The sequence below is a fragment of the Paenibacillus sanfengchensis genome, from assembly GCF_036864765.1.
Classification (GTDB): Bacteria; Bacillota; Bacilli; order Paenibacillales; family Paenibacillaceae; genus Fontibacillus; species Fontibacillus sanfengchensis.
In genome coordinates, this window is record NZ_JBAGJC010000005.1 from 125697 (window position 1) to 147404 (window position 21708).

Consider the following 21708-nt stretch of genomic DNA (forward strand, 5'->3'; position numbering starts at 1 on the left):
TTTTCATATCATACGCTAAAAAGGCCAAAAATAACTTTTTCATATCATAACACAGGCCCGGTCACTTTGGCACCCTTCTTCAATCAAGGCATTCTCTTCCAGCCGCCATTAAAAAAGCGCCGCGGCAAACGGATCATTCCGCGGCCGTGGCGCTGATTTGTACTTAGTTCTCTGTTATGCGGCGTTTCTTAGAACCATTGGTGATGGAAGACGCCTTCCTTGTCCACTCGTTTGAACGTGTGGGCACCGAAGTAGTCGCGCTGCGCTTGCAGCAGGTTGGCCGGGAGGCGCTCCGTCCGGTAGCTGTCGTAGTAGGACAATGCGCTGGCAAAGCCCGGTACCGGAATGCCGTTCTCCACGGCGACGGATACGACTTTGCGCCATGCGTCCTGGTAGCTTTCCACCACGTTTTTGAAGTAGGAATCCAGCAGCAAATTTTTGAGGGCCGGATCGCGGTCGTAAGCTTCCTTGATATTGTGCAGGAATTGCGAGCGGATAATGCAGCCGCCGCGGAAAATCATCGCGATATTGCCGTATTTCAGATCCCAGCCGTATTCGTCGGAAGCGGCGCGCATTTGCGCGAAGCCTTGGGCATAGGAAACGATTTTGCTGGCGAACAGCGCTTTGCGCACATTCTCGATAAATTCCGCTTTGTCGCCGCTGAACGGCTTCTTGGCCGGACCGTTAAGCACTTTGCTTGCCGCTACCCGCTCTTCCTTCATCGCGGACAGGAAGCGGGAGAAGACGGACTCCGTGATCATGGACAAAGGTACGCCGAGATCGAGCGCGCTTTGGCTTGTCCATTTGCCGGTGCCTTTTTGTCCGGCTGCGTCGAGAATCACATCAACCATCGGCTTGCCGGTTTCTTCGTCATACTGCGAGAAAATGTCGGCCGTAATCTCGATCAGATAGCTGTCGAGCTCGCCTTTGTTCCATTCCGAGAAGATTTCATGCAATTCCTTGGCATCCACGCCAAGAACATCCTTGAGCAAGTGATAAGCTTCGCCGATCAATTGCATGTCGCCGTACTCGATGCCGTTATGGACCATTTTGACATAGTGTCCTGCACCGTCCGGCCCGATATATGTACAGCAAGGATCGCCGTTCACTTTTGCGGAAATCGCCGTCAAGATCGGCTCTACAAGCTTATAGGCGCTTTCCTGTCCGCCAGGCATGATCGCCGGCCCTTTCAAGGCGCCTTCCTCACCGCCGGACACCCCGGTTCCGATGAAGCGGAAGCCCTTGGCTTCAAGCTCTTTGCTGCGGCGCTGCGTATCCGGGAAGAAGGCGTTGCCTCCGTCGATAATGATGTCGCCTTGATCCAGATAAGGAAGCAGGCTCTCAATGGTAGCGTCGGTTGCGGAACCGGCTTGTACCATGATCAAAATTTTGCGAGGCGTTTCCAGGGACTGCACAAATTCCTCGACCGAGAACGTGCCGACCAGGTTCTTCCCTTTGCCTTCGTTCTCCAGGAGGTCATGCGTCTTTTGCGGGGAACGGTTAAATACCGAAACGGTAAAGCCCCTGCTTTCAATATTGAGGGCCAGGTTTTTGCCCATAACGGCCAGGCCGATAACGCCAATCTGTTGTTTTGACATGGTCTCCATCCTTTGCACACTATTTTTTTATCAATAATATCATTTTAACTCTTTTGCGTACAGAAGTGAACCCCTTGAGGTCACGCGCCCAGAAAACAACCCCCATCGATCAGGGGGCCGGCAATGAGTTTTTTAATCCTAGTTTACCTTAAACATAGGGCTACCATTCAAGGGAGATCAGTTTGATCCGGAGTTTGCGCAGTCTTTCCTTGCAGGCTTCGGCCAATTCGTCGTCCCCTTTTTGCAGCGCTTCGTACAATCTTTCCAGCTCCCGGTCCAGCTCTTGCTGAAGCGTTTCCAACTGCTGCTCCGCCGATTGGGAGGCGTAAATTTCCGACATCTTCTCCAGATCCAATACCGGGCCCTTCTGATAGATGACGCGGTGCTCCATGCCGTTGATTTCCACTAAGCGAATCACTTCGCCGAACAGGATGTTCTCGATGAAAATTTGACGGTCCTTGAACCGTTTGACCACCGCATGCCCCCGCAGATCGCCGATCAGCTTCTCCAGCCATTCGGCCAGCTTGGCGTCCTTGATCACGTAATCGCCCACGAGCTTGTATCCGTTCGCCAGGCGCTGAAAGCGCAGCTTTGTCAGCTTGCGTCCCGTGCGTACGGAAATGATAAAAATGGATTCATTCTCACTCCAATATAAAGAATATCCGTCTTGGATCAAATCGCGGATCAACTGCTGTATGTGCCGGCGGTCGAATCGGAGTTCCAGGTTGCAGTATTCCACTTCATAGCTTTTGTTCACGGCACTCCCTCCCTTTTTTCACCCCGCTTCCCTTGTCTTGAAGGGCTTCGGCGTCTTCGCTTTCCTCCCACTTTCGGCTTACCCTATCTTATACTTCATCTTATGTAAAAGAACTTGGATTATTGATTATTTTTACCCTTAACGGGCTGTTTCTGACGCAAAAGGGCGCGAGCTTTCCTTCAGCAGGGCCCTCTTGCCGGGCCCGAACTCGGGAATCCGGTCACGGCAAGTATGTTATACTTGGAACATAAGTCAAACAGTTTAGCGTTGTAATGGAGGTCAGAAGACGATGAGTTTTAACGGTTTTACCGAACAGGATTTCGATGCGTTGACCGTACCGGGGCTCGAGCCCCGAATGGAGGCCATTATCGGCCATATTCGCCCCAAACTGGAGGTTTTGGGAGCTTCGCTCGCACCTTACCTGTCCGCTTTGTGCGGGGAGGAAATGCACCCTCATGTGGCCAAGCATGCCCGGCGCAAGGTCAATCCGCCGATCGATACCTGGGTTGCATGGGCCGACAGCAAGCGCGGTTATAAGGCGTTGCCCCACTTTGAGGTCGGGATGTTCTCCACCCATTTATTTATCATCTTTGCGGTAATCTACGAGAGTCCGAATAAGTCGGTTTTCGCCGACTACATGATGAACCATGCCGACGAATTGAAAGCCGCCGTCCCCGGCCCGTTCTACTGGTCGATGGACCATATGAATCCGAACGGAATACCGCATCGTGAGACCGGTGTTTCCGAGCTCCGGAGCATGGGCGAGAAGCTGAAATCGGTCAAAAAAGCGGAAATCATGTGCGGCCTTCGCCTTGACCGCCAGGAACCGGTTCTTCGGGACGGGGACAGGCTCACCGCGAAAATCGAAGAAACGTTCCGGGCCCTGCTTCCGCTGTACAAGGCTTCTTTTTAAAGCGTACAGGCGTCCCTTGCCTGCTTCTCAACGGATTTGGTTTCCGGGGGGAGCGGGCTTTTTGCGCGACAGATGCAAGTGAAGAAAGAACAGCAGCGCCATCGAGACGGCACTGGCGACAAAGGGAGCCGGCGCTCCCCAGCCGTCCCACATCTTCCCCGATACGACCGGACCCATGGCCATGCCGAACCCCTGAATGGTCAGAAAAAGTCCCCAAACGGTGCCTTTTTCCCCTTTCGGCAAAATTCGTGAAATCATCGTATCCCACGTTGGCAAAATGCAGGCGTAACTCAACCCGATCACCATGACGAGCGCCCAGACAGCCGGTAGATTTCGCGTAAAAGCGAACAATCCGACCGCAACGGCGGAGAGCGAAAAGCCGATATTCAAAAAGAGAGCGGTGCCGTACTTGTCGACCAATTTGCCGACGGGAATCAGTCCGAGTACGGTAATTCCTCCTCCCGCAATCAGCATCAGGCTGAATGCCTCCGGTGAGAGATTCAGCTCCGTCCGTACGAACAGGGTGATCACGGGAGTCAGCAGGCCAATGGCAAAAGACTGCAAAAACAGCGCCGGGTAAAGAAGCGGGCTGACCTTCAGATTCGTGCGGATCTGCCGGTGCGTCTGCTTGATATTTTCCCAAAGCCCCCCCTTCCACAACGAAGCCTTGTCATCGATCCCGGCCGTTGAGGCCGATTTCGACTTCCCGCTATTATTCCCCGGCAAGAGCAGGGAAACGAGGATGACAATACCGATGCAGCCGAGCAGGATCCAGAAAACGAGTGTATACGACACTCCGACAAGGAAATTGATAATGACCGGTCCCAGCCCGGTTCCGCCCAAACTCGAAATCTGAATGACGCCCATGGCGGTCGCGAAATTTTTGCTCTCCTCCGTGACGGAGGTAATTCCCATCAGCACACAGGGCCAAAGCGGTGCCGTGCCGACCCCCAGCAGGGCGCAACCCAGCACGATGAATCCCATCGTCTTCATCACCGTAATAAGGAAGACACCGCCAAACGTGATGCAAAGTCCGATCGTCATCGTCATCCGAAAGCCGATCCGTTCGATCAGCCAGCCCGCCGGGCTGCGAAACAGATTGTCCCCAATATATTGGCACGAAAAAGACAATCCGATGGCAAACGCGCTCAGCTTCAACACATCTCCTATGTAAACGGGAAGTATTGAGACGATTAAGGCCCCCTTTACGAATTCAACCAAAAACATAATAATCCACAGGCAGATAAAGGTGGGGGTAAGCAGTTTTCGGGATACAAGTTTGGTAGCTAGTTCCATAATCTACCTCTCCTTTCTGTCGGCCTTACTTTTTAATCGATGTTATCCAGTCTATCCTTTTTCGCAAGCAACTTAACCTGTGCAATACATTGCCAACCCTTGGCCGCAAACTTCGCTTGCATTCCGGTCCCAGTTTGCTATACTCAACCTTGTTAAAATTTTACGAAAGGCAGGGACGGCCCTATGGATCACCAAAAAACGCCGCTATTCTCCGCACTTAAGAAGCATGCGGCCGCCAACCCCGTTCAATTTCACATTCCCGGGCATAAAAAAGGGCTCGGAACCGATAAAGAATTCCGCGAATTTATTGGCGATAATGCCCTGTCCATCGACTTGATCAACATCGCTCCGCTGGACGATCTTCACCAGCCGACGGGGGTGATCGAGGAGGCTCAGAAACTGGCCGCCGACGCGTTCGGCGCGGACTATACCTTTTTCTCGGTACAAGGCACCAGCGGAGCCATTATGACAATGGTAATGTCCGTTTGTTCTCCCGGTGATAAAATTATCGTTCCGCGAAATGTTCACAAATCGGTGATGTCCGCGATTATCTTTGCCGGGGCCAAACCGGTGTTTGTATCCCCCGCACAGGACGCAAACCTCGGGATCGACCACGGGATTACCTCTTCCTCCGTGCGGCGGGCTCTTCAGCGACATCCGGATGCGAAAGCCGTCCTGGTCATTAACCCGACCTATTTCGGCGTTTGCGCCCATCTCAAGGAAATCGTCGATCTGGCGCACAGCTACAATGTGCCCGTGCTTGTGGATGAAGCGCACGGGGTTCACATTCATTTCCATGAGGACCTTCCGATGTCGGCCATGCAGGCCGGAGCGGACATGGCGGCCACGAGCGTGCATAAGCTCGGCGGTTCCATGACGCAAAGCTCCGTGCTCAACATCAATATCAAAAACAGTCTCGTGAACCCGCAGCGCGTCCAGACGATCATCAGCATGCTGACGACGACTTCGACCTCTTACCTGCTGCTGGCTTCGCTCGATACCGCCCGCAGAAATCTTGCCCTGAACGGGCGCGAGATGGTCCAGCAGTCGCTGGAGATGGCCCACTACCTTCGCCGGGAAATCAACGAAATCCCCGGGCTGTACAGTTTCGGCAAGGAGATTCTCGGCAGCGAGGCGGCGTACGATCTGGATCCGACCAAAGTGACGATTCATGTACGCCATTTGGGGATTACCGGCTATGAAACGGAGAACTGGCTCCGCGAGCATTATAATGTGGAAGTGGAGCTCAGCGACATGTACAACATTCTCTGTATCATTACCCCCGGCGACACAAAGGAATCGATCGAAACCTTGCTGACGGCCTTGCGCCGCTTGTCCGAGTGCTATTACAAGGAAAACAACGCGAACGAATTGATCGTCAAAATCCCGGAAATTCCGCAGCTCTCCTTGATTCCAAGGGATGCGTTCTACGCGGATACGGAGGTCATTCCGTTCCGGGAGTCGGCGGGACGCATCATCGCCGAGTTCATCTACGTTTACCCGCCGGGGATTCCGATTCTGCTGCCGGGCGAAGTCATCTCGCAGAGCAATATCGACTATATCGTCGATCATGTGGAAGTCGGTTTGCCCGTAAAGGGACCCGAAGACCGGTATATTAACGAGGTCAAGGTGATCGTCGAGGCCGATCCGATTTTCTGATGCTTGACGACGAAAGGGCTGTCCCAAAAGCGTACTCGCTTGGGACAGCCCTATTTATGATCGAACGATTAAGCTTCTAGGCTTCATCCTGTTGGGAGACCAGCTCGTTATAAGCTTCCTCCACTTTGCGCCACTCGTCCTCGTCCTCGATATTGTAAAGCACCATCTCCTCGTTCTCTTCTTCCATGCGCAGGATGATGCCGTCGGCTTCCGGATTATTCCGTTCCAACAAAAGGGCATATAATTTGTCGCCGACGTCAAACGTCTCGACAAGTACCATTTCTACGTCATTGCCATGCTCGTCCGTCAGCGTCAATACGAACTCTTCATGCTCATGGTCATGATCATGGTCGTGTCCGCAGCCGCAAGCTTCACCGTGTTCGTGCTTGTGATCGCTCATTGAAATACCTCGCTTCGGTTAATTTGATGGGTTGCCAAAACCTGTCGGTTTCCCTCGTATCGTATCATTTTAGAGGGGGCAGGTCAATTTTGGAAAAGACCGCGGCCTCCCCCGGTTATTTCTCGGCGGTGACTGTCTTCTCCGAAACCAGCGTATAGTCGCCTCCGACAGGCTTCATATAGAAGCCTATGATATATTTCCCTTCGGATTTGAAATCATACGTATAATCATTTGTTCGGAACCAGAAATTATCCCTTTGTTCCTTAATTTCGTCGGACTGAATCACTTTGGAGTCGCCGTCGGGCGCCGTGATGGAAATACGAACCGAGGAAATATCCGTCCGTAAATCGTCGATTTGAGCGAACACATTGAACTTGAGCTTACCGGTCTTCTTAATATTGATATTTCCGATCGCCGTATCCCCCGTAAACAAAAACATATGGACATTCGGTTTATAGTATTTGACCGTTTTCGTTGCGTCATCATATTCGACAAGGCCTTCCAATTCACGAACCGGGACATAGGTTTTTCCTTCGACTATATAGCCTCCGTCTGTGACCTCTTGTCCGTTCAGAAGCAACTTCACCTTTTGAGTGGCCGAATCGGCAAATAACATCGAACCTCCCATCAGGGAGAAAGCAACGACCAGTATAGCAACTCTTCTCCATTTCATCTAAATAACCCTCCATTACATTCATGTTGATGTACATTTATACTCCGTGGCTAGCCTCAAGTTGCGGTTATCGGCCGAAAGAATCCGTTTTTTTGACGGACCCGCCCTTTCGTTAGGATTCGAAATCGTGTACATTAATGGAAGCAGCTTAAAATCAAGGAGGGGTAACATTGCCACTGCAGCTTCAAATGCTGGGTACGGGCGGCGCATTCGCCAAGAAGTACTACAACAACAACGCCCTTTTGTACGCGGAAGATTACACACTGCTGATTGATTGCGGAATTACGGCCCCGCTTTCCCTGCATCAACTGGACAAGTCCCTGGATGAAATCGACGGGATTTTGATCACTCACATCCATGGGGACCATGTTGGCGGGCTGGAAGAATTCGCGTTTCGCATGAAATTTATATGGGGCCGCAAGCCCGTTTTGTATATCGCCGACAAGCTCGTTCACCCGCTCTGGGAACATACGTTGAAGGGAGGCCTTACCCAGGAAGGCATCGCTTCGCTGGAGGATGCATTCGAGGTGAAGGTGCTGTCGGAAGGTACCCCGTACAGCCTCTCTCCCGGCCTGACCGTCGAGTTGATTCAAACGCCGCACATCCCAGGCAAAGACAGCTACTCCCTTTATATCAACGGTGAAATTTTCTACAGCGCGGATATGATCTTTCAAAGGGGTCTGTTAACCCGTCTGATCGAGGAAAGAAACTGCCGCAAAATTTTGCATGAGGTTCAGCTTCAAGGCCCCGGCCAAGTACATACCGAGCTTGGACAGCTCCTGTCCCTTCCGGCGGAAATCCGCCGAAATATTATGCTGATGCATTACGGGGACGAAATGGAAAACTTTATCGGACAGACCGAAGAAATGGAGTTTTTGCGTCAGCATCAAATTTACACATTGTAAGTAACAAACGAAACAGCAGCCCGTCCGGATAAGCGCCGGCCGGGCTGCTGTTTCGTTTGTCGCCAAAAAGCGGGATTACTCAAAATGGGGCAGCGCGTCCAAATTGTTGGTCGGATCGCCGTCCGCATCGCTGCGGATGTACATCTCTCCGTCTCTGCCCTTAAACAGGTTGGCTCCGGCGATCGCCCCGGCCTGTACCTCCCGCTTGGCCTGCTCGTAATCCAAAACACGGCCGCTCGAGGTCTTAAAGGCGGTCAAATCTCCGTCGCCGTTTTTTTGCACCGCAATAAACCTTTCCCTTGTATCCATAGCCATCTGCCCTCACATCTCCTCTGCACTAGTTTGGGTGATGGGTATAGCATGTCCCGTTTCCCGCGGGTTATGAAGCTACTTGAGCGTTTTGACCATGCGCACATGCGGAATCCCCGCGTCATCGAACGGTTCTGTGGAAATCGTGTCGTAGCCGAGCTTGCGGTAAAAGCCCTCAGCCTGGCATTGCGCATCCAATACCGATTGCGAAAAGGCAAGTTCTCTCGCCAGTTCCTCCAAGGCGATAAGCAGAATCTTTCCGACCCCGTGGGAGCGGAACGCTTTGCGCACGGCGATCCGCTGCATTTTGGCCGAATTGTCCTTATAGTACGTCAATCTCCCGGTTGCCGCGTAGGTCCCGTCCACTTCCACGAGAACATGGTGCACATCCGGGCTAAGCTTGTCGAATTCATCGATTTCCAGGTCGAGCGGGACATTTTGTTCCTGGACGAACACTTCCTTGCGAATTTCAAGACAATGCTCCAATTGCTCCTGCGTCTCCACATGTATAATCACTGCAGCCATTTTCATGCCTCCCCTAGATGGTGTTACATCAATAAACATTGAACTGCAACATTATACAAAAAAAACCGTTTTCGTGTATAGTTGGTTGCAGAAGCGATTTATTTGGGAGAGGAGTCGATCCGGCTATGGCTATGGGCATTACGATCGCGGCGGCCGTACTCATCGCGGTTTTGTTGATTGCCTCCATGTTTTACGTCACCAAAAAAGGCTACTCCCGGAAATGGGACGAGGAGTAACCGAAACGGGACTTATTCCTAGGGGTGGATCATCGTCTCCGTGGAATAGACATCTTCCTCTACGGTCGGCGAATAGACGTTGTCGGTGACGAAGGGTCCGAACCACCAAGGTGAAGCGGCCGCCTGTCTGCCCAGTGTGGCCTGGCTCGGAGCCAACATGCACCCGCCGATCAAAGCCATGAGCGCTAAAGCGGCGGTTATTCCCAGGAAAGCGCTGCGAACGGCGCGCTGCGGGAAGCCCAAAAGTTTGTGTTTGAACATAAGGTCCTGCCCCCTTCGTATAAAAGTGTCCTTTTTCTATTTTCCATTGTTGCCCGGATCACCGCCCCTATACCGAAAAAAAGAATTGACATCCCCTTATGTGCATGCTAATATAAATTTTGTCTTCACTATAATTTTGATCTGTTAGCTCAGCTGGGAGAGCACCATCTTGACAGGGTGGGGGTCAGTGGTTCGAGCCCACTACAGATCATCTCCGGGAAGCCTTGTGTATCAAGGCTTCTTTTATTTTTGTCTTGCGATTAGGAAGGGGTCAAAACCTATATTGGGGACACCAAGCTTACGTCCGCTCTGGTGGACCGCCTGGTGCACCATGCTCATATTCTTTCTTTCGCAGGTGAAAGCTTCCGGCTCAAGCAGGCCATGGAACGAATCCCACAGTAACATTTTTGCTGGCAAGTGACCTCGGCACTTTTCGCAGCAAAACTCAGCATTTCATTTTGCTTGGTGAAACCCCTAGTTGACTTCCATCTCCATTAACCCCCATCTGTCGTTTTTGAGAATCTTTCTTTTCTTTTTGCATAGCTTCTTCCACCATCCCTGGGAACACTTTAGAAGCCATTTATGCCGTCGTACAAATGTTCTCATCTTTTATAAGCCTGAGTTGTTTATCCATTACTCTCTTACCTCCTCAACTCGAATTGATTGGAAAATTTTACAGGAAATTAACGTATAAAATACATTAATAACTAAATACTGGATTAAAATATAAATGCAGCCATTTAGTGTGGAACTTTCAGATGAAAACGGACAGATCGATACAGAAATTCAAAAAATAGATATAGTTGCTCCTAAAAGAGATGGTTCTTTTACGATTCAAGATACCTATAACGGAGAGCCAGTAACGCCATGGAGATATGGTGATTGGTGGAACGCCAGCACCAAAATTGAAAGATATACTGTCACTGCTGTAACGGCCTTAATTTTTTCAATAGCTACTGCAGCAGCGCCAGGAGCTGCTATCGTAAATAGGTACAATAGGGGCAATAGCTACTACGATAGTAACAGATGAAATTCCGTTATTATACTACAAACGGAGGTACGCAGAAAAAAAATCCGCGGTTGCTACAACTTTAATTGTTGGGTCTAAATGGGAAACTATTTTTTATAGCGATTCAAGCCGTACCAAAGAATTAGAACGTACCACAGCTACAGTATTTTTAGACGGATATGAGGCTGATTAAGTGAAATTTTGGTTTACTTTTTTTAAATACTTTCTTGGATCATTTTTTTTCTACGGTTTAGTATTAATTGCATTCAATATTTTAATACAACAGAAAACATTGAATGAAATTGATTATATTCTAAACTTATTTATTGTTACTCTATTTAGTGCAATAGTTGGATTTTCTAAGGCTAGAAAGTAAATATCGATTTATTTTTATTCATCTCCCCTGAGTGGCTGCGAGTCAGCACCATTCGTTTTACGTTTGGTGCTGACTAAAAATTATTACGAACATTCATTACCTGCATCCTTAATGCTAAATTTGAACATTTCAAAAATATGCACTTCATATCCGTATAGGGGCTAACCATTCATTCTCTTCATAGGAACCCATTTCATATATAAGGGTGTTCTTCCCGCATGACGGACATTTCTTGGCTTTTTCAATTTCAGAAGCAAGCTTTAATTGGTTGTCACACCATATTTTCGCCATGCGTTCAGTAATACGGACTTTGCGGGCGTAGGCGGCATGATCGATCGGCGTATATGCTCACTTCCTATCACCTTCTCCTAAAGCAACGTTGATTTCTTTTATCGCTGCATTACTGTTGCTTGTAACCAAACCAGGATCTTCGCCATATTCATCAATCAGTCTGATGTTTATTTTTGCTTTTTCTAATGAATTACGTAGGCTAACCTTATCGTCATGAGCTGCCAAATACATAGAGCGTGCTTTCTCAGCTTCTCGGTTAGATGCATGACTAATTTGGTATACCGCAACTTAATAACATTTAGTGCATGAGTTGTTATTGACGCGAATCCTGTTTTCTGAGACTCATCAATATATCCGTTTATCATGAGTAGAGTCTTTTGTTCTTCCGACAACTGCTCTTCTTTCATCCTTTTACTCCCCCCTTAAAACAGCGTTAATTGCTCTAATTCATGCTCGACAGCAACACCTATTGAAAACTTTTCGTTCAACCACTCGTTAAACATCCGCTGTTCCGATTTATTCTTCCAAACCCAATCCATCCATTGCACATACCTCGGCGATCCTTCGGGAGGCTTAGTCTGCCACCAATGCCCTCTATTGTTAAGTTGATATTCTCTCTCCATGCAATCAACAACAATCCTCGATAGATCCTTTTCGAATGTACCTATATGGTATGGATTTTTGCCGCTCTTTTTCTTCGTGATGCAGTTATACAACTTACGTCATGCGGTTTAAAATAGGATTTAACTACTTGGTATGCGATTAATTCCACATCAACGAGTTTTCTCTGTATTACTAGCAACCTTTTATCCGCATTAGACCAATCCATCTTATTCACCCTCTAAGCAATTTGTATTCCCACATTCGGGGCAAGCCGGTTCCTTCCAACTCATCCCCAGGAACTTCTTTTATAGCAAATTCTATTTCGCATGTTTCGCTCTTTAGGGGATCCACATGTGTATTCATCCTTTCAGGCATCAGTCACATTCCGCAAAGGCCGCTAAGCGCTATTTGTCTTGCTTGATCTAATGTACCGTCATTTAAGCTTAGGTTTACGATCTCACTTAATGCCCTGCGCATTATAGCCAACTCCCTATTTTGCTTGTGAAATCTGGTTTCTTCGCCGTAGTATTTACAAGCCCAATGGGCAGCGCGATCATTTGCCTGACGAAGCTGTTTTTGTAGAGATTCCTTTTCGTCAAGCAGTTCTATGATTGTCTGCTTTGTAGCCGAATTTAGAATTTCTTTTGACGACGATATAACCGGGATCAAACGATCAGATACCAAGAGATAGTAAAATCCCGGAAATCGGAACGTGTCATGAAGGCGCTGCTGCAAACCAAGAACAAGAACGATATCGCCGCGCTGAACCATGCATTTGAAGGCGTGGAACAGGGGTGAGAGTTTCCGCTTTCCTTCAAGATTCCCCCCTGATGACCGATAATAACGGTGTATACCCATACCATTGGCGAGGAGGAGAAATCATGGACATTGGAGCCTTATCCACCGCATTGTCCCAAAGCAGCCTCAAGCAGGCCGTAGGGATCTCGGTGCTGAAGATGGTGAAGGAGCAGGCTGCCACGGAAGGACAAGCCCTGGTAAAAATGATGGAGCAAAGCGTTCACCCGAACCTGGGCGGCACCATCGACATCAAAGTTTAAACATGCTTTCGCGACATTTGGAAGAGGCCTTTTAGGGCCCCTTCCTTTTTTTGCCCTCAATCGCCCAATTTCAGCTCTCGAATACACTGTTAGCAGTTCTAATTCGGAAGGTGGAATTCGCATGAGTTTATCGGCATATCGGGAAAAGATTCTGTTTACGGCGGGCATGGGGGCGGGAGCTTATGACATCTGGGCATATGTTCCCGTGACCCGCCGAATCTTACGGCTTACCCACGGACTTGCCGAGGCTTCCTCTATGCCCTATCCCTCCCGGGATGGTCAACGTCTTGCTTTTATCGGCAGGAACGGTATCCTTTACGCCCTTGATCTGCGCAGCGGATCGCTAGCCCAACTGGATCGGATCGAGCCTTACACACTGTTGGACTGGTCTCCGAACGGCCAGTATCTGAGTTATGTCAAAGAAGGACGTATCGTTATTTATCACTTGGATTCCCATCGACATACCGTTATTGCCACAGCCGGGGCCACGGATGCTCAATGGTTTCCGTCCGGAACCTCCCTGCTTTATGCCGCCCCCGATCCAACCGGAAACGTGCAGCTTTACCGGATCCGTCCCGATGGGACGAACCGGCAGCCGCTGACTCGGAATACGGAAGGTCCGCTGCACAACGTTCGCCTCTCCCCTGACGGAAGATTCGCCCTGTATACCTCTCCGGGGGCCAGCATTTCCCTGATCAGCGTAGTCAATCTTGCGACCGGTCAAACGACCCGTCTTGAAGGAGGACCGCAGGCGAAAAACTATAATCCCGCCTGGTCTCCGGATTCCTCGCGCATCGCGTACAGCGCCACTGCTCTGATTCAAAACCAATACATCTCCTATATTCAAACGGACCACAGAGAAGGCGGGCAGATCACGACCTGGGCGGTATCCCCCTGCTTCTCCACCCCGGTCAGCTGGTCTCCGGACGGCCGGCGCATCGCCTATTTGTCAGGCTGTGAGGAACAGGAATCGGCGAAGGAGCTCTGGGTTGCCGATACGGGCGCGCTCCGCTCCCCGGTCAAAGTCCTTGAAGCCGGCTCCATAACCGCGATCGCATGGATAAAATAGGCGGCTTGAAGCAAAATAAAGTAATATGGACGTCCGCATACGAACTCAGTGAACTGTAAAGGAGGTTAACCGATACTATGTTCGCATCTGCCAAACTTACGGCTACAATTGCCCTTGCCTTGGCCGCGTCCATTTTCCCTCATCCGGCCGCCGCCTCTCCCGCGGCTCAACTCAAAGACCGCAGTTTTTATGAGGAACGCGGGGACATCGTCTGGGAGGTACCCATGGACGAAAAATTCATAGCGTTAACCTTTGACGACGGCCCCGATGCCCGCCAAACTCCGGAAATTTTAAAGGTTTTGAAGCAATATGATGCGAAAGCCACCTTTTTTCTCGTCGGTGAACGGGTGCAACGCTACCCTGAAATCGTGCGGCGGGAACTGGAGGAAGGGCATGAAATCGCCAACCATTCCTTCCACCATCCCTCTTTCCGTGGAATTTCAGCCGATTCGCTAACGTCGGAATTGACTGAAACGCAAGAAGCGATATTAGCGGCCACGGGCTCTACGCCCGTTCTCTTTCGCCCGCCGGGAGGATACTACAATGAGAAGATTATCCGCCTCTCCAAGCAGGAGCGCTTGCAGATGATTTTGTGGTCCTGGCATCAGGATACAAAAGACTGGACGTCTCCCGGAATTCACAAGATCGCCGAACGGGTGCTGAAGAACGCACGCAATGGGGACATCGTTCTGATGCATGATTTTGTGCATAACAGTCTGCAAACCCCGGAAGCTTTAAAATTGATTCTCCCCGAGTTGAAAAAGCAAGGCTACTCCTTTGTCACGGTTTCAGAACTGCTCTCCCGCAAAGTGGCCCCGAAAAAGCATATCGAGGTCAGCCACTAAGCCCCCGCTTCTGTTTTGTCTCGAAAGAGAGATCGGACGACAGAACGGGTAATGATAAGTGGCGGAAGATTCGCGGAAAGGAAGGTGTTACGGATGAACCTCAAGAAGGAAGATCAAGAAGAACAATTCGAAGGTTTAGGCTATGGCCCCGGGGTTGATCCCATTCCCGAGGCCGATAACGGCACGGCATCAACGGACATGCTGGAGGGGATCGTCGACGAGATAATAAATGAACCGATTGAGAACAAACAAGGGGACGACAATTCTCAGTCGCAAAACAATACGCAAAGCACGGAAAAATAAGGAGGGCCTAACTGCCCTTCTTTTTTTATGTCCACTTGCTGCCATGAACGGTAAATAAAATTTGTATTATTAAAATTTAAATAATTGTGATTTAAATCACATATTATGTGAAATAAATCACTTATAATAAAGACATCAAAGATGATCATCCAAAAAAAACAAAACACAAATCCTAAAGGAGTGGTTCATATGTTTAACAATTTCCTCAGAACGAACAAAGTTGCAATGTGGTTCCTCACCGTGATCCGCATTTACCTTGGCTATCAATGGATGACGGCCGGCTGGCACAAGATTACGGGCGGTTTCGATGCCGCCGGCTTCTTGAACGGTGCGATCGCCAACAGCGCCGGCGACCATCCCGCCGTTCAAGGCTGGTGGGCCGCTTTCCTGGAAAACTTCGCCCTGCCTAATGTCGACCTGTTCAACTTCCTCGTTCCTTACGGTGAATTTCTCGTCGGTCTCGGTCTGATTCTCGGTACCTTCACTACTTTCGCCGCCTTGATGGGGCTGGTCATGAACGCGGCCTTCCTCTTCTCGGGAACCGTAAGCACGAACGCGCAAATGCTGCTGCTTGAAGTGCTGGTCATCGTAGCTGCCGCCAACGCCGGCAAGATCGGCCTCGACCGCTTCGTTCTTCCTTACCTTCGCGGCTTGTTCCGCAAGACGGGCGAAACCGGACCTGCCGCAACGGCACCTAAACATCCCGCAAAAATGAAACATACGGCATAAACGCAGGGTAAGGCAAAAGACGCCGGGGAGCATTCCCCGGCATTTTTACATTCCTGCTTTTTTCGCTCCCGCTTTCCATCCCAGGTAGGCCAGCAGAGCGATGCCGCCCCCCGCCAAAAAGCCCCCGGCAATATCACTGGCATAGTGGACGCCAAGGTACAAGCGGCTTATTCCGATGATGACGATAAGTTTTGGGTATTTTTAATAGCAGGTTTATAGCAGGTTATCCCAAATGGTTTGCTCTGATTTATGGGGAAAATGAACGCCCCGCTCCCACGCCAGCTCAAACGCCTCAAACCGATGATGGGGCGGCACTTCAGGCCCCAGCTCGCCGAATACCCGCTCGATGCTGAGTATCTGCGATTCGTGCGCTTGCAAAGCGAGGCGTTTCGCTTCCCAGAGACTTCCCGCCTCCACCTTGACCACGCTGGAGCTTTCGGATTGATAGCTGCCCAGTTGATTATAATACAGTTTTTGTACCGACGGAGTTCGGCCCGAGAAAATAACCGCATTGACCGCATGGTGAATCACAATATGATCCCTGTGCCCGGAAATGCCGTCCTCCGGAAACGTAACGACCACCTCGGCGTTGTGGCGGACGATAAATTCCTCGATGTGTTTCTGCAGCTCTTCCGCCGGGACGTCCTTGAGCTTCCCGTCCCCCATTCCGAGCTGCCGCACCTCCGCAATCCCCAGGATCCGGGCGGCCTGCTCCAGCTCCCGCTCTCTTCTCGCCGCCAATTCCCGCGGCGTCATGCTCCCCAATCGTCCCGTTTTTCCGGCATCACCCCGCGTCGCCGTAAGCAATACGGGCAAGTGTCCTTCTCTGGCGGACTTACGGATCAAATAAGAAGAGGTAAAAGTTTCGTCATCGGGATGCGCGTAAATAAAAGCTATCGTTCGGCTATTTTTCATCGATACTCCTCCAAACCCAAATGTTTAATCTTTACTATACTTACTATACTTTAATATTGACTAAGTACATAGAATTCAACTACAATGCAGTAGAATCTAATATAGACAGGTGATCTAACATGAGTCAACAGCATGTATACCGCATTTTGCTATTTTATAAATTTACGAAAATCGCTTCCCCCGAAACATTTACGGCGGAGCATTTGCAATATTGCAAAGACCTTGGCCTCAAAGGCCGTATCCTTATCGCTGCCGAAGGAATTAACGGCACAGTATCGGGAACCGTGGAGCAAACGGATCGCTACATGGCCGACTTGCGGGCGATGCCCGGGTTTGCGGATATCGTCTTCAAAATCGACGAAGCCGACGGCCACGCGTTCAAGAAAATGTTCGTACGCCACAAGCAGGAGTTGGTTACCTTCCGTTACGACGAGCATGAGCTTGACCCCAACACATTGAGCGGCAAACGCTTGTCGCCGGTGGAATTTTACGAGCAGTTGCAGCAAGACGACGTTATTGTCATTGACGGACGTAACGACTACGAGTACGATATCGGCCATTTCCGCGGCGCTATCCGCCCCAAAGTCGAATCGTTCCGTGAATTTCCGGAATGGATCCGCGAGAACTTGAGCGAACACAAGGACAAGAAGGTGCTGACCTACTGTACCGGCGGTATCCGCTGCGAGAAGCTGACCGGCTTTTTGCTTAAGGAAGGATTTCAGGATGTGGCCCAATTGGAGGGCGGTATTGTGACTTACGGCAAAGACCCGGAAGTCCGGGGCAAACTGTTCGACGGCAAATGCTATGTTTTCGATGAACGGATTTCCGTCCCGATCAACCGGACCGAAGAAGATGTCGTGATCGCTCACTGCCATCACTGCGGCATTTCCCATGACCGTTATATCAACTGTCCCGTATGCAACCTGCAATATGTCTGCTGCGAAGATTGTGAAGATGAGCATCAGGGCTTCTGCTCCGACGCCTGCATGGAAACTGTCCATGCCGTAAAGCGGGCCTGATCTCACGTTCCGAAGGAGTGCCCTACATGAATTTGAATCAACCTAAAGAATCGTCGACGCGTGAACGAATTTTGCAAATGATGAAAACGTCCGGTCCCCTCAGCACCAAGGAGATCACTTTGGAGCTCGGCATTACGGAAATGGCGGTCCGCCGTCACCTCGGCACGATGGAGCGCGACGGGCTGATCGAATCGAAGATGATCCGGCAAACTTTAGGTCGGCCCACTTCCGTTTACGGCCTGACCGAGCTGGCCGAAAACCTGTTTCCGAAAAAATATCACACTCTAACGTTGGATTTACTGGGCGAACTGGAACAGGAATATGGTGCGGAATCGATCGACCGCTTATTCGAGCGCCGGAAAGAAAAGCTGAACCGGCTGTATGAAGCCGACATGCAGGGGAAGGATCTGGCCCAAAAGGTGCAGAGGCTGGCGGAGATTCAAAACGACAACGGGTATATGACCGAGTGCAAACAGCATGGGGATAATCATTTTGTGCTCATGGAGCACAATTGTCCGATTTCGCAAATCGCGAACCGCTACAACCATGCCTGCGAGTGCGAGCTGCGCCTGTTCGAATCGCTGTTGGACGCCCGGGTGGAACGAACCGAATGCCTCGCCCGGGAAGGCCGGAAATGCGTGTATGTGATCAAGCGATAATTCCATATATGGATAAAATAATAACCTCCGGCAGCTTCAAACCGCTTGTCCGGAGGTTATTAATATATAGGCCTTCAGATTTCGTGGAACGCTTCCAGCTCCCGGCGGATCGTTTCCTTGATCAGGGAGAGGCATTCCTCGGTCGTCTTGGCGAAGACCTTCTGCCCGTTGACCATCGCATAAGGTCTGAGTTTACAAAGGCCGCACAAGTTCAAGCAATCCAGCCGGAGCACAGCGATCTCGGGAAATTCCTCCTCCAGCTGCTCCAGGTCCAGCGCACTTAACAGATTGCTGTCGCAAACTTCCACAACAACTATACCCATACCCATGTTTCATTCACCCCAAACCTGAATTCATTCATTATTCGATCCCTCATTATGATAAACACCGGCGGTTTTGTCAATTGTAAACGCCCATTTAACATACTTAATATACATTTAAGTTGACTAAGGGGGATGGGATAATTATAATAAATAGTGTTCAAAATAGTATTACATAATTTAAGGAGAGGATGATAAAAATGGCACATCAATTACCAGCACTTCCTTACGCCAACAACGCTTTGGAGCCGCATATCGATGAGCAAACCATGATGATCCACCATGACCGTCACCATAATACTTATGTTACGAACCTGAACGCAGCTTTGGAATCCGCGCCTGAACTGGCCTCGAAATCCGTTGAAGAACTGATTTCCGACCTGGACAGCGTACCTGAAAGCATCCGTACGGCAGTTCGCAACAACGGCGGCGGACATGCGAACCATTCCCTCTTCTGGGAAACGATCGGCCCGAACGGCGGCGGCCAACCCTCCGGCAAGCTGGCTGACGCGATCAGCAGCGAGCTCGGCGGCTTTGACAAATTCAAAGAGGACTTCGCCAAAGCGGCTACGACTCGTTTCGGCAGCGGCTGGGCTTTCCTCGCGGTAGACGCAAGCGGCAAATTGTCCGTATACAGCTTGCCGAACCAGGATTCCCCGCTGATGGAAGGCAAAACGCCAATCCTTGGCTTGGACGTATGGGAGCATGCTTACTACCTGAAATACCAGAACAAACGTCCGGATTACATCGCGGCCTTCTTCAACGTGATCAACTGGTCTGAAGTAGAGAAACGTTACGAAGCTGTAGTTAGCAAGTAATAAAGACGGTACTTATAAAAAAATGGCTGGACCCGCCTGATTCGGCGGTCCGGCCATTTTTTTCGATTATTTGCAGCCACGGCTCCCGACCTACGGTTCGATAACACGGACCGAATCGCGCTGAACCAGGGTAGCCGGGATTTCCACACGCACAGCCTCCCGGCAGCCCCCCGGCAAGGACAACAGGAGCTGGGCGGCGGCATCGCACATCCTTTCTTTTTCCACGCGCATGGTTGTCAGTCTCCCCTTCAGTCCCCCCTCATAGTTCAGATCGTCAAACCCCACGATGGATACGTCGGAAGGAACCCACAACCCCCGGTTTTGAAGCTGTTGGGCCAACAGGTAGGCAATTCGGTCGTTTCCGCAAAAAAACGCGCTCGGCCAACATGACAACCCCTGCAAAAAACGGTCGATTTCCTGCTCCGTACAATCGAAGCTCCGCGATGTCGTCAAAATAAACCGCTCCTCGATCCGCAGACCTTGGTCCTGCATCGCTTTCCAATAGCCGAACCATCTCTCCTCGTGACTGGTGGTCAGGTTCGTCGGCCCGATAAACCCGATATCTCTGTGTCCCGCCCGAATCAGCACGGAAACCGCCTCCGCCGCCCCGGCGATATTGGCGGAACATACCACCGGACATGGAAGTTCACGGTGATACGAATCCAGCATGACGAGCGGCGCGTCAAGCTCCCATACCAGCCTGGCGTAAGCTTTGTCCACAATGCCGAAGAGAATGATGCCTTGATATGCGATATCCGTACAATGCTGCGGCAACTGAAGCCGCGATTCCATCTCCCGGCCGATCGGTGCGATGACGGCGTTCATCCCTTTGCTCCGGATACTCTTTTCCAACCCCCAAATAAGGTCATGGAAAAACTGAAAATGATCGTTATCCTGGTAGCTCATAATCCGCTCCGGCACTAATACAAGAATGTTGTTGCTGTCCGGCGGCTTTAGCGCAAACGGTCCGTACCCCAGCTCTTTCGCCGTCCGAAGTACCCTGCTGCGCATCTCCTCGCTAACCCCTTTCTTATTCAGTAAGGCGAGTGATACCGCATTTTTGGAAATTTGCAGCCGGTCCGCGATATCCTGCATAGACACCTTCTTTTTACGCCCCATGTCCTTTTCATTCCCTCCGAAACATGCTAAACTAAGCCTAACTATACTTTACATATTTTTGTATTGTCAAGTTTGTCAAGTTGTGAATCACGGAATAATGGAGGTAGAACACTTGAAATACGCTGTTGGTATAGATATCGGCGGGACCAAGACGGCCATCGGCCTCGTCGATGACGTGGGAAGCATTCTGCTGAAGCACTCGCTCCCCACGGACCATGCGGTCTCGCCATCGGAAATGGTCGATCGGATCGCCTCGGCGATTCGGGAGCTGACCGCGAAGGCAGGGATCGATCCGGCCGAGCTGCTCGGGATCGGTATCGGGGCGCCCGGTCCCCTGAACACCCGGCTTGGCCAGATCGTAGAACCGCCGAACATGCCGGGGTGGTGGGGCTTTCCCGTCGTCCAGTCGTTCCGGCGTCATTTTCCCGACCTGGATATCGCCTTTGAAAACGACGCGACGGCAGCCGCCCTGGCGGAAAAATGGCAGGGTGCCGCGAAACAGGCCGATCATTTCGTTTTCATCACGATCAGCACCGGCATTGGCGCCGGCATTTACAGCCACGGCAAGTTGTTAACCGGGGCTACCGGCAACGCGGGTGACGTCGGGCATTTCGTCATCGATCCCGCGGCCGGAACTTGCGTATGCGGCCAGCGGGGCTGCTGGGAGTATATCGCCTCCGGCACCGCCGTTGCCCGCCAGGCCAGCGAACTGCTCGGCCGCCCCGTCACCTCCAAGGAGGCTTTCGACCTGGCCGCGTCCGGTGCGGATGCCCGGGTGACGGCGCTGGTCAATCAAGTGTTCCGCTATATCGGGATCGGCTGCGTCACCCTGATCAACACGCTCGATCCCGAACTGCTCGTGATCGGCGGAGGCGTCTCCCAGGTCGGAGCACCTCTTTTCGACGCCGTTAAGGAATACGTATCGGGGCACGCGCTGAATCCATCGGGCCGACAAACCCCGATCGTTTCCGCCGCCTTGCATCAAGATGCCGGCCTGATCGGGGCGGCCGCGCTAGTACATGTAGCTTATAAGTAAAAATTCT

At 50.9% G+C, this 21708-nt stretch carries 26 protein-coding genes, 1 tRNA gene and 1 pseudogene; 15 read left to right on the forward strand and 13 right to left on the reverse strand.

Translation table 11 applies throughout. The features are described from left to right. Positions 1-188: 188 nt before the first annotated feature. Complete coding sequence (gene gndA, locus V4U84_RS12450) at positions 189-1598, reverse strand: NADP-dependent phosphogluconate dehydrogenase (protein WP_334071810.1); 1410 nt, start codon at positions 1596-1598, stop codon at positions 189-191. A gap of 160 nt (positions 1599-1758) precedes the next feature. After that, complete coding sequence (locus V4U84_RS12455; RefSeq protein ID WP_334071811.1) at positions 1759-2355, reverse strand: hypothetical protein; 597 nt, start codon at positions 2353-2355, stop codon at positions 1759-1761. A gap of 289 nt (positions 2356-2644) precedes the next feature. Between V4U84_RS12455 and V4U84_RS12460 the strand changes: the two genes are divergently transcribed. Next, complete coding sequence (locus V4U84_RS12460; RefSeq protein WP_334071812.1) at positions 2645-3268, forward strand: YktB family protein; 624 nt, start codon at positions 2645-2647, stop codon at positions 3266-3268. Between the two features lie 27 nt (positions 3269-3295). Here the strand turns inward: V4U84_RS12460 and V4U84_RS12465 are convergent, their stop codons facing one another. Further along, a complete protein-coding gene (locus V4U84_RS12465; RefSeq protein ID WP_334071813.1) occupies positions 3296-4564 on the reverse strand; it encodes an MFS transporter in 1269 nt (422 codons plus the stop codon). 183 nt (positions 4565-4747) lie between these two features. Here V4U84_RS12465 and V4U84_RS12470 point away from each other — a divergent pair, with 183 nt between their 5' ends. Further along, positions 4748-6223 (forward strand): aminotransferase class I/II-fold pyridoxal phosphate-dependent enzyme, encoded by a 1476-nt coding sequence (locus V4U84_RS12470; RefSeq protein WP_334071814.1) that lies wholly within the window; start codon positions 4748-4750, stop codon positions 6221-6223. A 76-nt stretch (positions 6224-6299) separates the two neighbouring features. Here the strand turns inward: V4U84_RS12470 and V4U84_RS12475 are convergent, their stop codons facing one another. Both V4U84_RS12475 and V4U84_RS12480 read right to left on the reverse strand, forming a co-directional pair. Next, positions 6300-6623 carry a DUF1292 domain-containing protein gene (locus tag V4U84_RS12475; protein WP_334071815.1) on the reverse strand — a complete coding sequence of 108 codons (324 nt, stop codon included), beginning with the start codon at positions 6621-6623 and terminating at the stop codon, positions 6300-6302. A gap of 115 nt (positions 6624-6738) precedes the next feature. Continuing rightward, positions 6739-7296 (reverse strand): copper amine oxidase, encoded by a 558-nt coding sequence (locus V4U84_RS12480; RefSeq protein WP_334071816.1) that lies wholly within the window; start codon positions 7294-7296, stop codon positions 6739-6741. Between the two features lie 170 nt (positions 7297-7466). Here V4U84_RS12480 and V4U84_RS12485 point away from each other — a divergent pair, with 170 nt between their 5' ends. Further along, positions 7467-8201, forward strand: a complete 735-nt coding sequence (locus V4U84_RS12485; protein ID WP_334071817.1) for an MBL fold metallo-hydrolase — start codon at positions 7467-7469, stop codon at positions 8199-8201. A 75-nt stretch (positions 8202-8276) separates the two neighbouring features. Here V4U84_RS12485 and V4U84_RS12490 read toward each other — a convergent pair whose 3' ends face one another. The 3 genes from V4U84_RS12490 to V4U84_RS12500 all read right to left on the reverse strand — a co-directional run bounded on the left by V4U84_RS12490 (position 8277) and on the right by V4U84_RS12500 (position 9532). Next, complete coding sequence (locus tag V4U84_RS12490; RefSeq protein WP_334071818.1) at positions 8277-8516, reverse strand: DUF3892 domain-containing protein; 240 nt, start codon at positions 8514-8516, stop codon at positions 8277-8279. A gap of 72 nt (positions 8517-8588) precedes the next feature. Further along, complete coding sequence (locus V4U84_RS12495; RefSeq protein WP_334071819.1) at positions 8589-9035, reverse strand: GNAT family N-acetyltransferase; 447 nt, start codon at positions 9033-9035, stop codon at positions 8589-8591. Between the two features lie 254 nt (positions 9036-9289). Next, positions 9290-9532 carry a hypothetical protein gene (locus V4U84_RS12500; RefSeq protein ID WP_334071820.1) on the reverse strand — a complete coding sequence of 81 codons (243 nt, stop codon included), beginning with the start codon at positions 9530-9532 and terminating at the stop codon, positions 9290-9292. Between the two features lie 138 nt (positions 9533-9670). Here V4U84_RS12500 and V4U84_RS12505 point away from each other — a divergent pair. The 3 genes and pseudogenes from V4U84_RS12505 (at position 9671) to V4U84_RS12515 (ending at position 10562) form a co-directional block, all read left to right on the forward strand. Then, positions 9671-9743 (forward strand) — tRNA-Val (locus V4U84_RS12505). 68 nt (positions 9744-9811) lie between these two features. Beyond that, a pseudogene (locus tag V4U84_RS12510) lies at positions 9812-9934 on the forward strand (ATP-binding protein); the annotation flags it as partial. A gap of 328 nt (positions 9935-10262) precedes the next feature. Continuing rightward, positions 10263-10562, forward strand: a complete 300-nt coding sequence (locus tag V4U84_RS12515; RefSeq protein WP_334071822.1) for a hypothetical protein — start codon at positions 10263-10265, stop codon at positions 10560-10562. Between the two features lie 703 nt (positions 10563-11265). Here the strand turns inward: V4U84_RS12515 and V4U84_RS12520 are convergent. Beyond that, positions 11266-11439 (reverse strand): hypothetical protein, encoded by a 174-nt coding sequence (locus tag V4U84_RS12520; protein WP_334077272.1) that lies wholly within the window; start codon positions 11437-11439, stop codon positions 11266-11268. A gap of 1253 nt (positions 11440-12692) precedes the next feature. Between V4U84_RS12520 and V4U84_RS12525 the strand changes: the two genes are divergently transcribed. From V4U84_RS12525 to V4U84_RS12545, 5 genes are all read left to right on the forward strand, one after another. Then, the gene (locus V4U84_RS12525) at positions 12693-12869 is read left to right on the forward strand and encodes a YjfB family protein (RefSeq protein ID WP_334071826.1); all 177 of its coding nucleotides are present in this window, start codon (positions 12693-12695) and stop codon (positions 12867-12869) included. A 121-nt stretch (positions 12870-12990) separates the two neighbouring features. Further along, entirely contained in the window at positions 12991-13938 is a 948-nt protein-coding gene (locus V4U84_RS12530) for a hypothetical protein (protein ID WP_334071827.1), read from the forward strand. Between the two features lie 77 nt (positions 13939-14015). Beyond that, positions 14016-14783 (forward strand): polysaccharide deacetylase family protein, encoded by a 768-nt coding sequence (locus V4U84_RS12535; RefSeq protein WP_334071828.1) that lies wholly within the window; start codon positions 14016-14018, stop codon positions 14781-14783. Between the two features lie 93 nt (positions 14784-14876). After that, positions 14877-15086, forward strand: a complete 210-nt coding sequence (locus tag V4U84_RS12540; RefSeq protein WP_334071829.1) for a hypothetical protein — start codon at positions 14877-14879, stop codon at positions 15084-15086. A gap of 189 nt (positions 15087-15275) precedes the next feature. Continuing rightward, positions 15276-15815 (forward strand): DoxX family protein, encoded by a 540-nt coding sequence (locus V4U84_RS12545; protein ID WP_334071831.1) that lies wholly within the window; start codon positions 15276-15278, stop codon positions 15813-15815. Positions 15816-15860: 45 nt separating this feature from the next. Here V4U84_RS12545 and V4U84_RS12550 read toward each other — a convergent pair whose 3' ends face one another. Further along, positions 15861-16001, reverse strand: coding sequence for a phosphatase PAP2 family protein (locus V4U84_RS12550; protein ID WP_334072062.1), 141 nt, complete (start codon positions 15999-16001; stop codon positions 15861-15863). Positions 16002-16028: 27 nt separating this feature from the next. Next, positions 16029-16730: a PIG-L deacetylase family protein gene (locus V4U84_RS12555; protein WP_334071832.1), complete on the reverse strand. Its 702-nt coding sequence runs from the start codon at positions 16728-16730 to the stop codon at positions 16029-16031. Between the two features lie 119 nt (positions 16731-16849). Here V4U84_RS12555 and trhO point away from each other — a divergent pair, with 119 nt between their 5' ends. Then, positions 16850-17749, forward strand: coding sequence for an oxygen-dependent tRNA uridine(34) hydroxylase TrhO (gene trhO, locus V4U84_RS12560; protein ID WP_334071833.1), 900 nt, complete (start codon positions 16850-16852; stop codon positions 17747-17749). Positions 17750-17781: 32 nt separating this feature from the next. Further along, complete coding sequence (locus V4U84_RS12565) at positions 17782-18408, forward strand: helix-turn-helix transcriptional regulator (protein ID WP_334072063.1); 627 nt, start codon at positions 17782-17784, stop codon at positions 18406-18408. Between the two features lie 74 nt (positions 18409-18482). Here the strand turns inward: V4U84_RS12565 and V4U84_RS12570 are convergent, their stop codons facing one another. Further along, positions 18483-18737, reverse strand: a complete 255-nt coding sequence (locus V4U84_RS12570; protein ID WP_334071834.1) for a YuzB family protein — start codon at positions 18735-18737, stop codon at positions 18483-18485. A 191-nt stretch (positions 18738-18928) separates the two neighbouring features. Here V4U84_RS12570 and V4U84_RS12575 point away from each other — a divergent pair, with 191 nt between their 5' ends. Next, the gene (locus tag V4U84_RS12575) at positions 18929-19546 is read left to right on the forward strand and encodes a superoxide dismutase (protein WP_334071835.1); all 618 of its coding nucleotides are present in this window, start codon (positions 18929-18931) and stop codon (positions 19544-19546) included. 90 nt (positions 19547-19636) lie between these two features. On the opposite strand, the gene V4U84_RS12580 is transcribed toward V4U84_RS12575, so the two are convergent. Then, on the reverse strand, positions 19637-20665 hold the full coding sequence (locus V4U84_RS12580) for a LacI family DNA-binding transcriptional regulator (RefSeq protein ID WP_334071836.1): 1029 nt from the start codon (positions 20663-20665) through the stop codon (positions 19637-19639). A gap of 112 nt (positions 20666-20777) precedes the next feature. Between V4U84_RS12580 and V4U84_RS12585 the strand changes: the two genes are divergently transcribed. Continuing rightward, positions 20778-21701, forward strand: a complete 924-nt coding sequence (locus V4U84_RS12585) for an ROK family protein (protein WP_334071838.1) — start codon at positions 20778-20780, stop codon at positions 21699-21701. Positions 21702-21708: the final 7 nt, after the last annotated feature.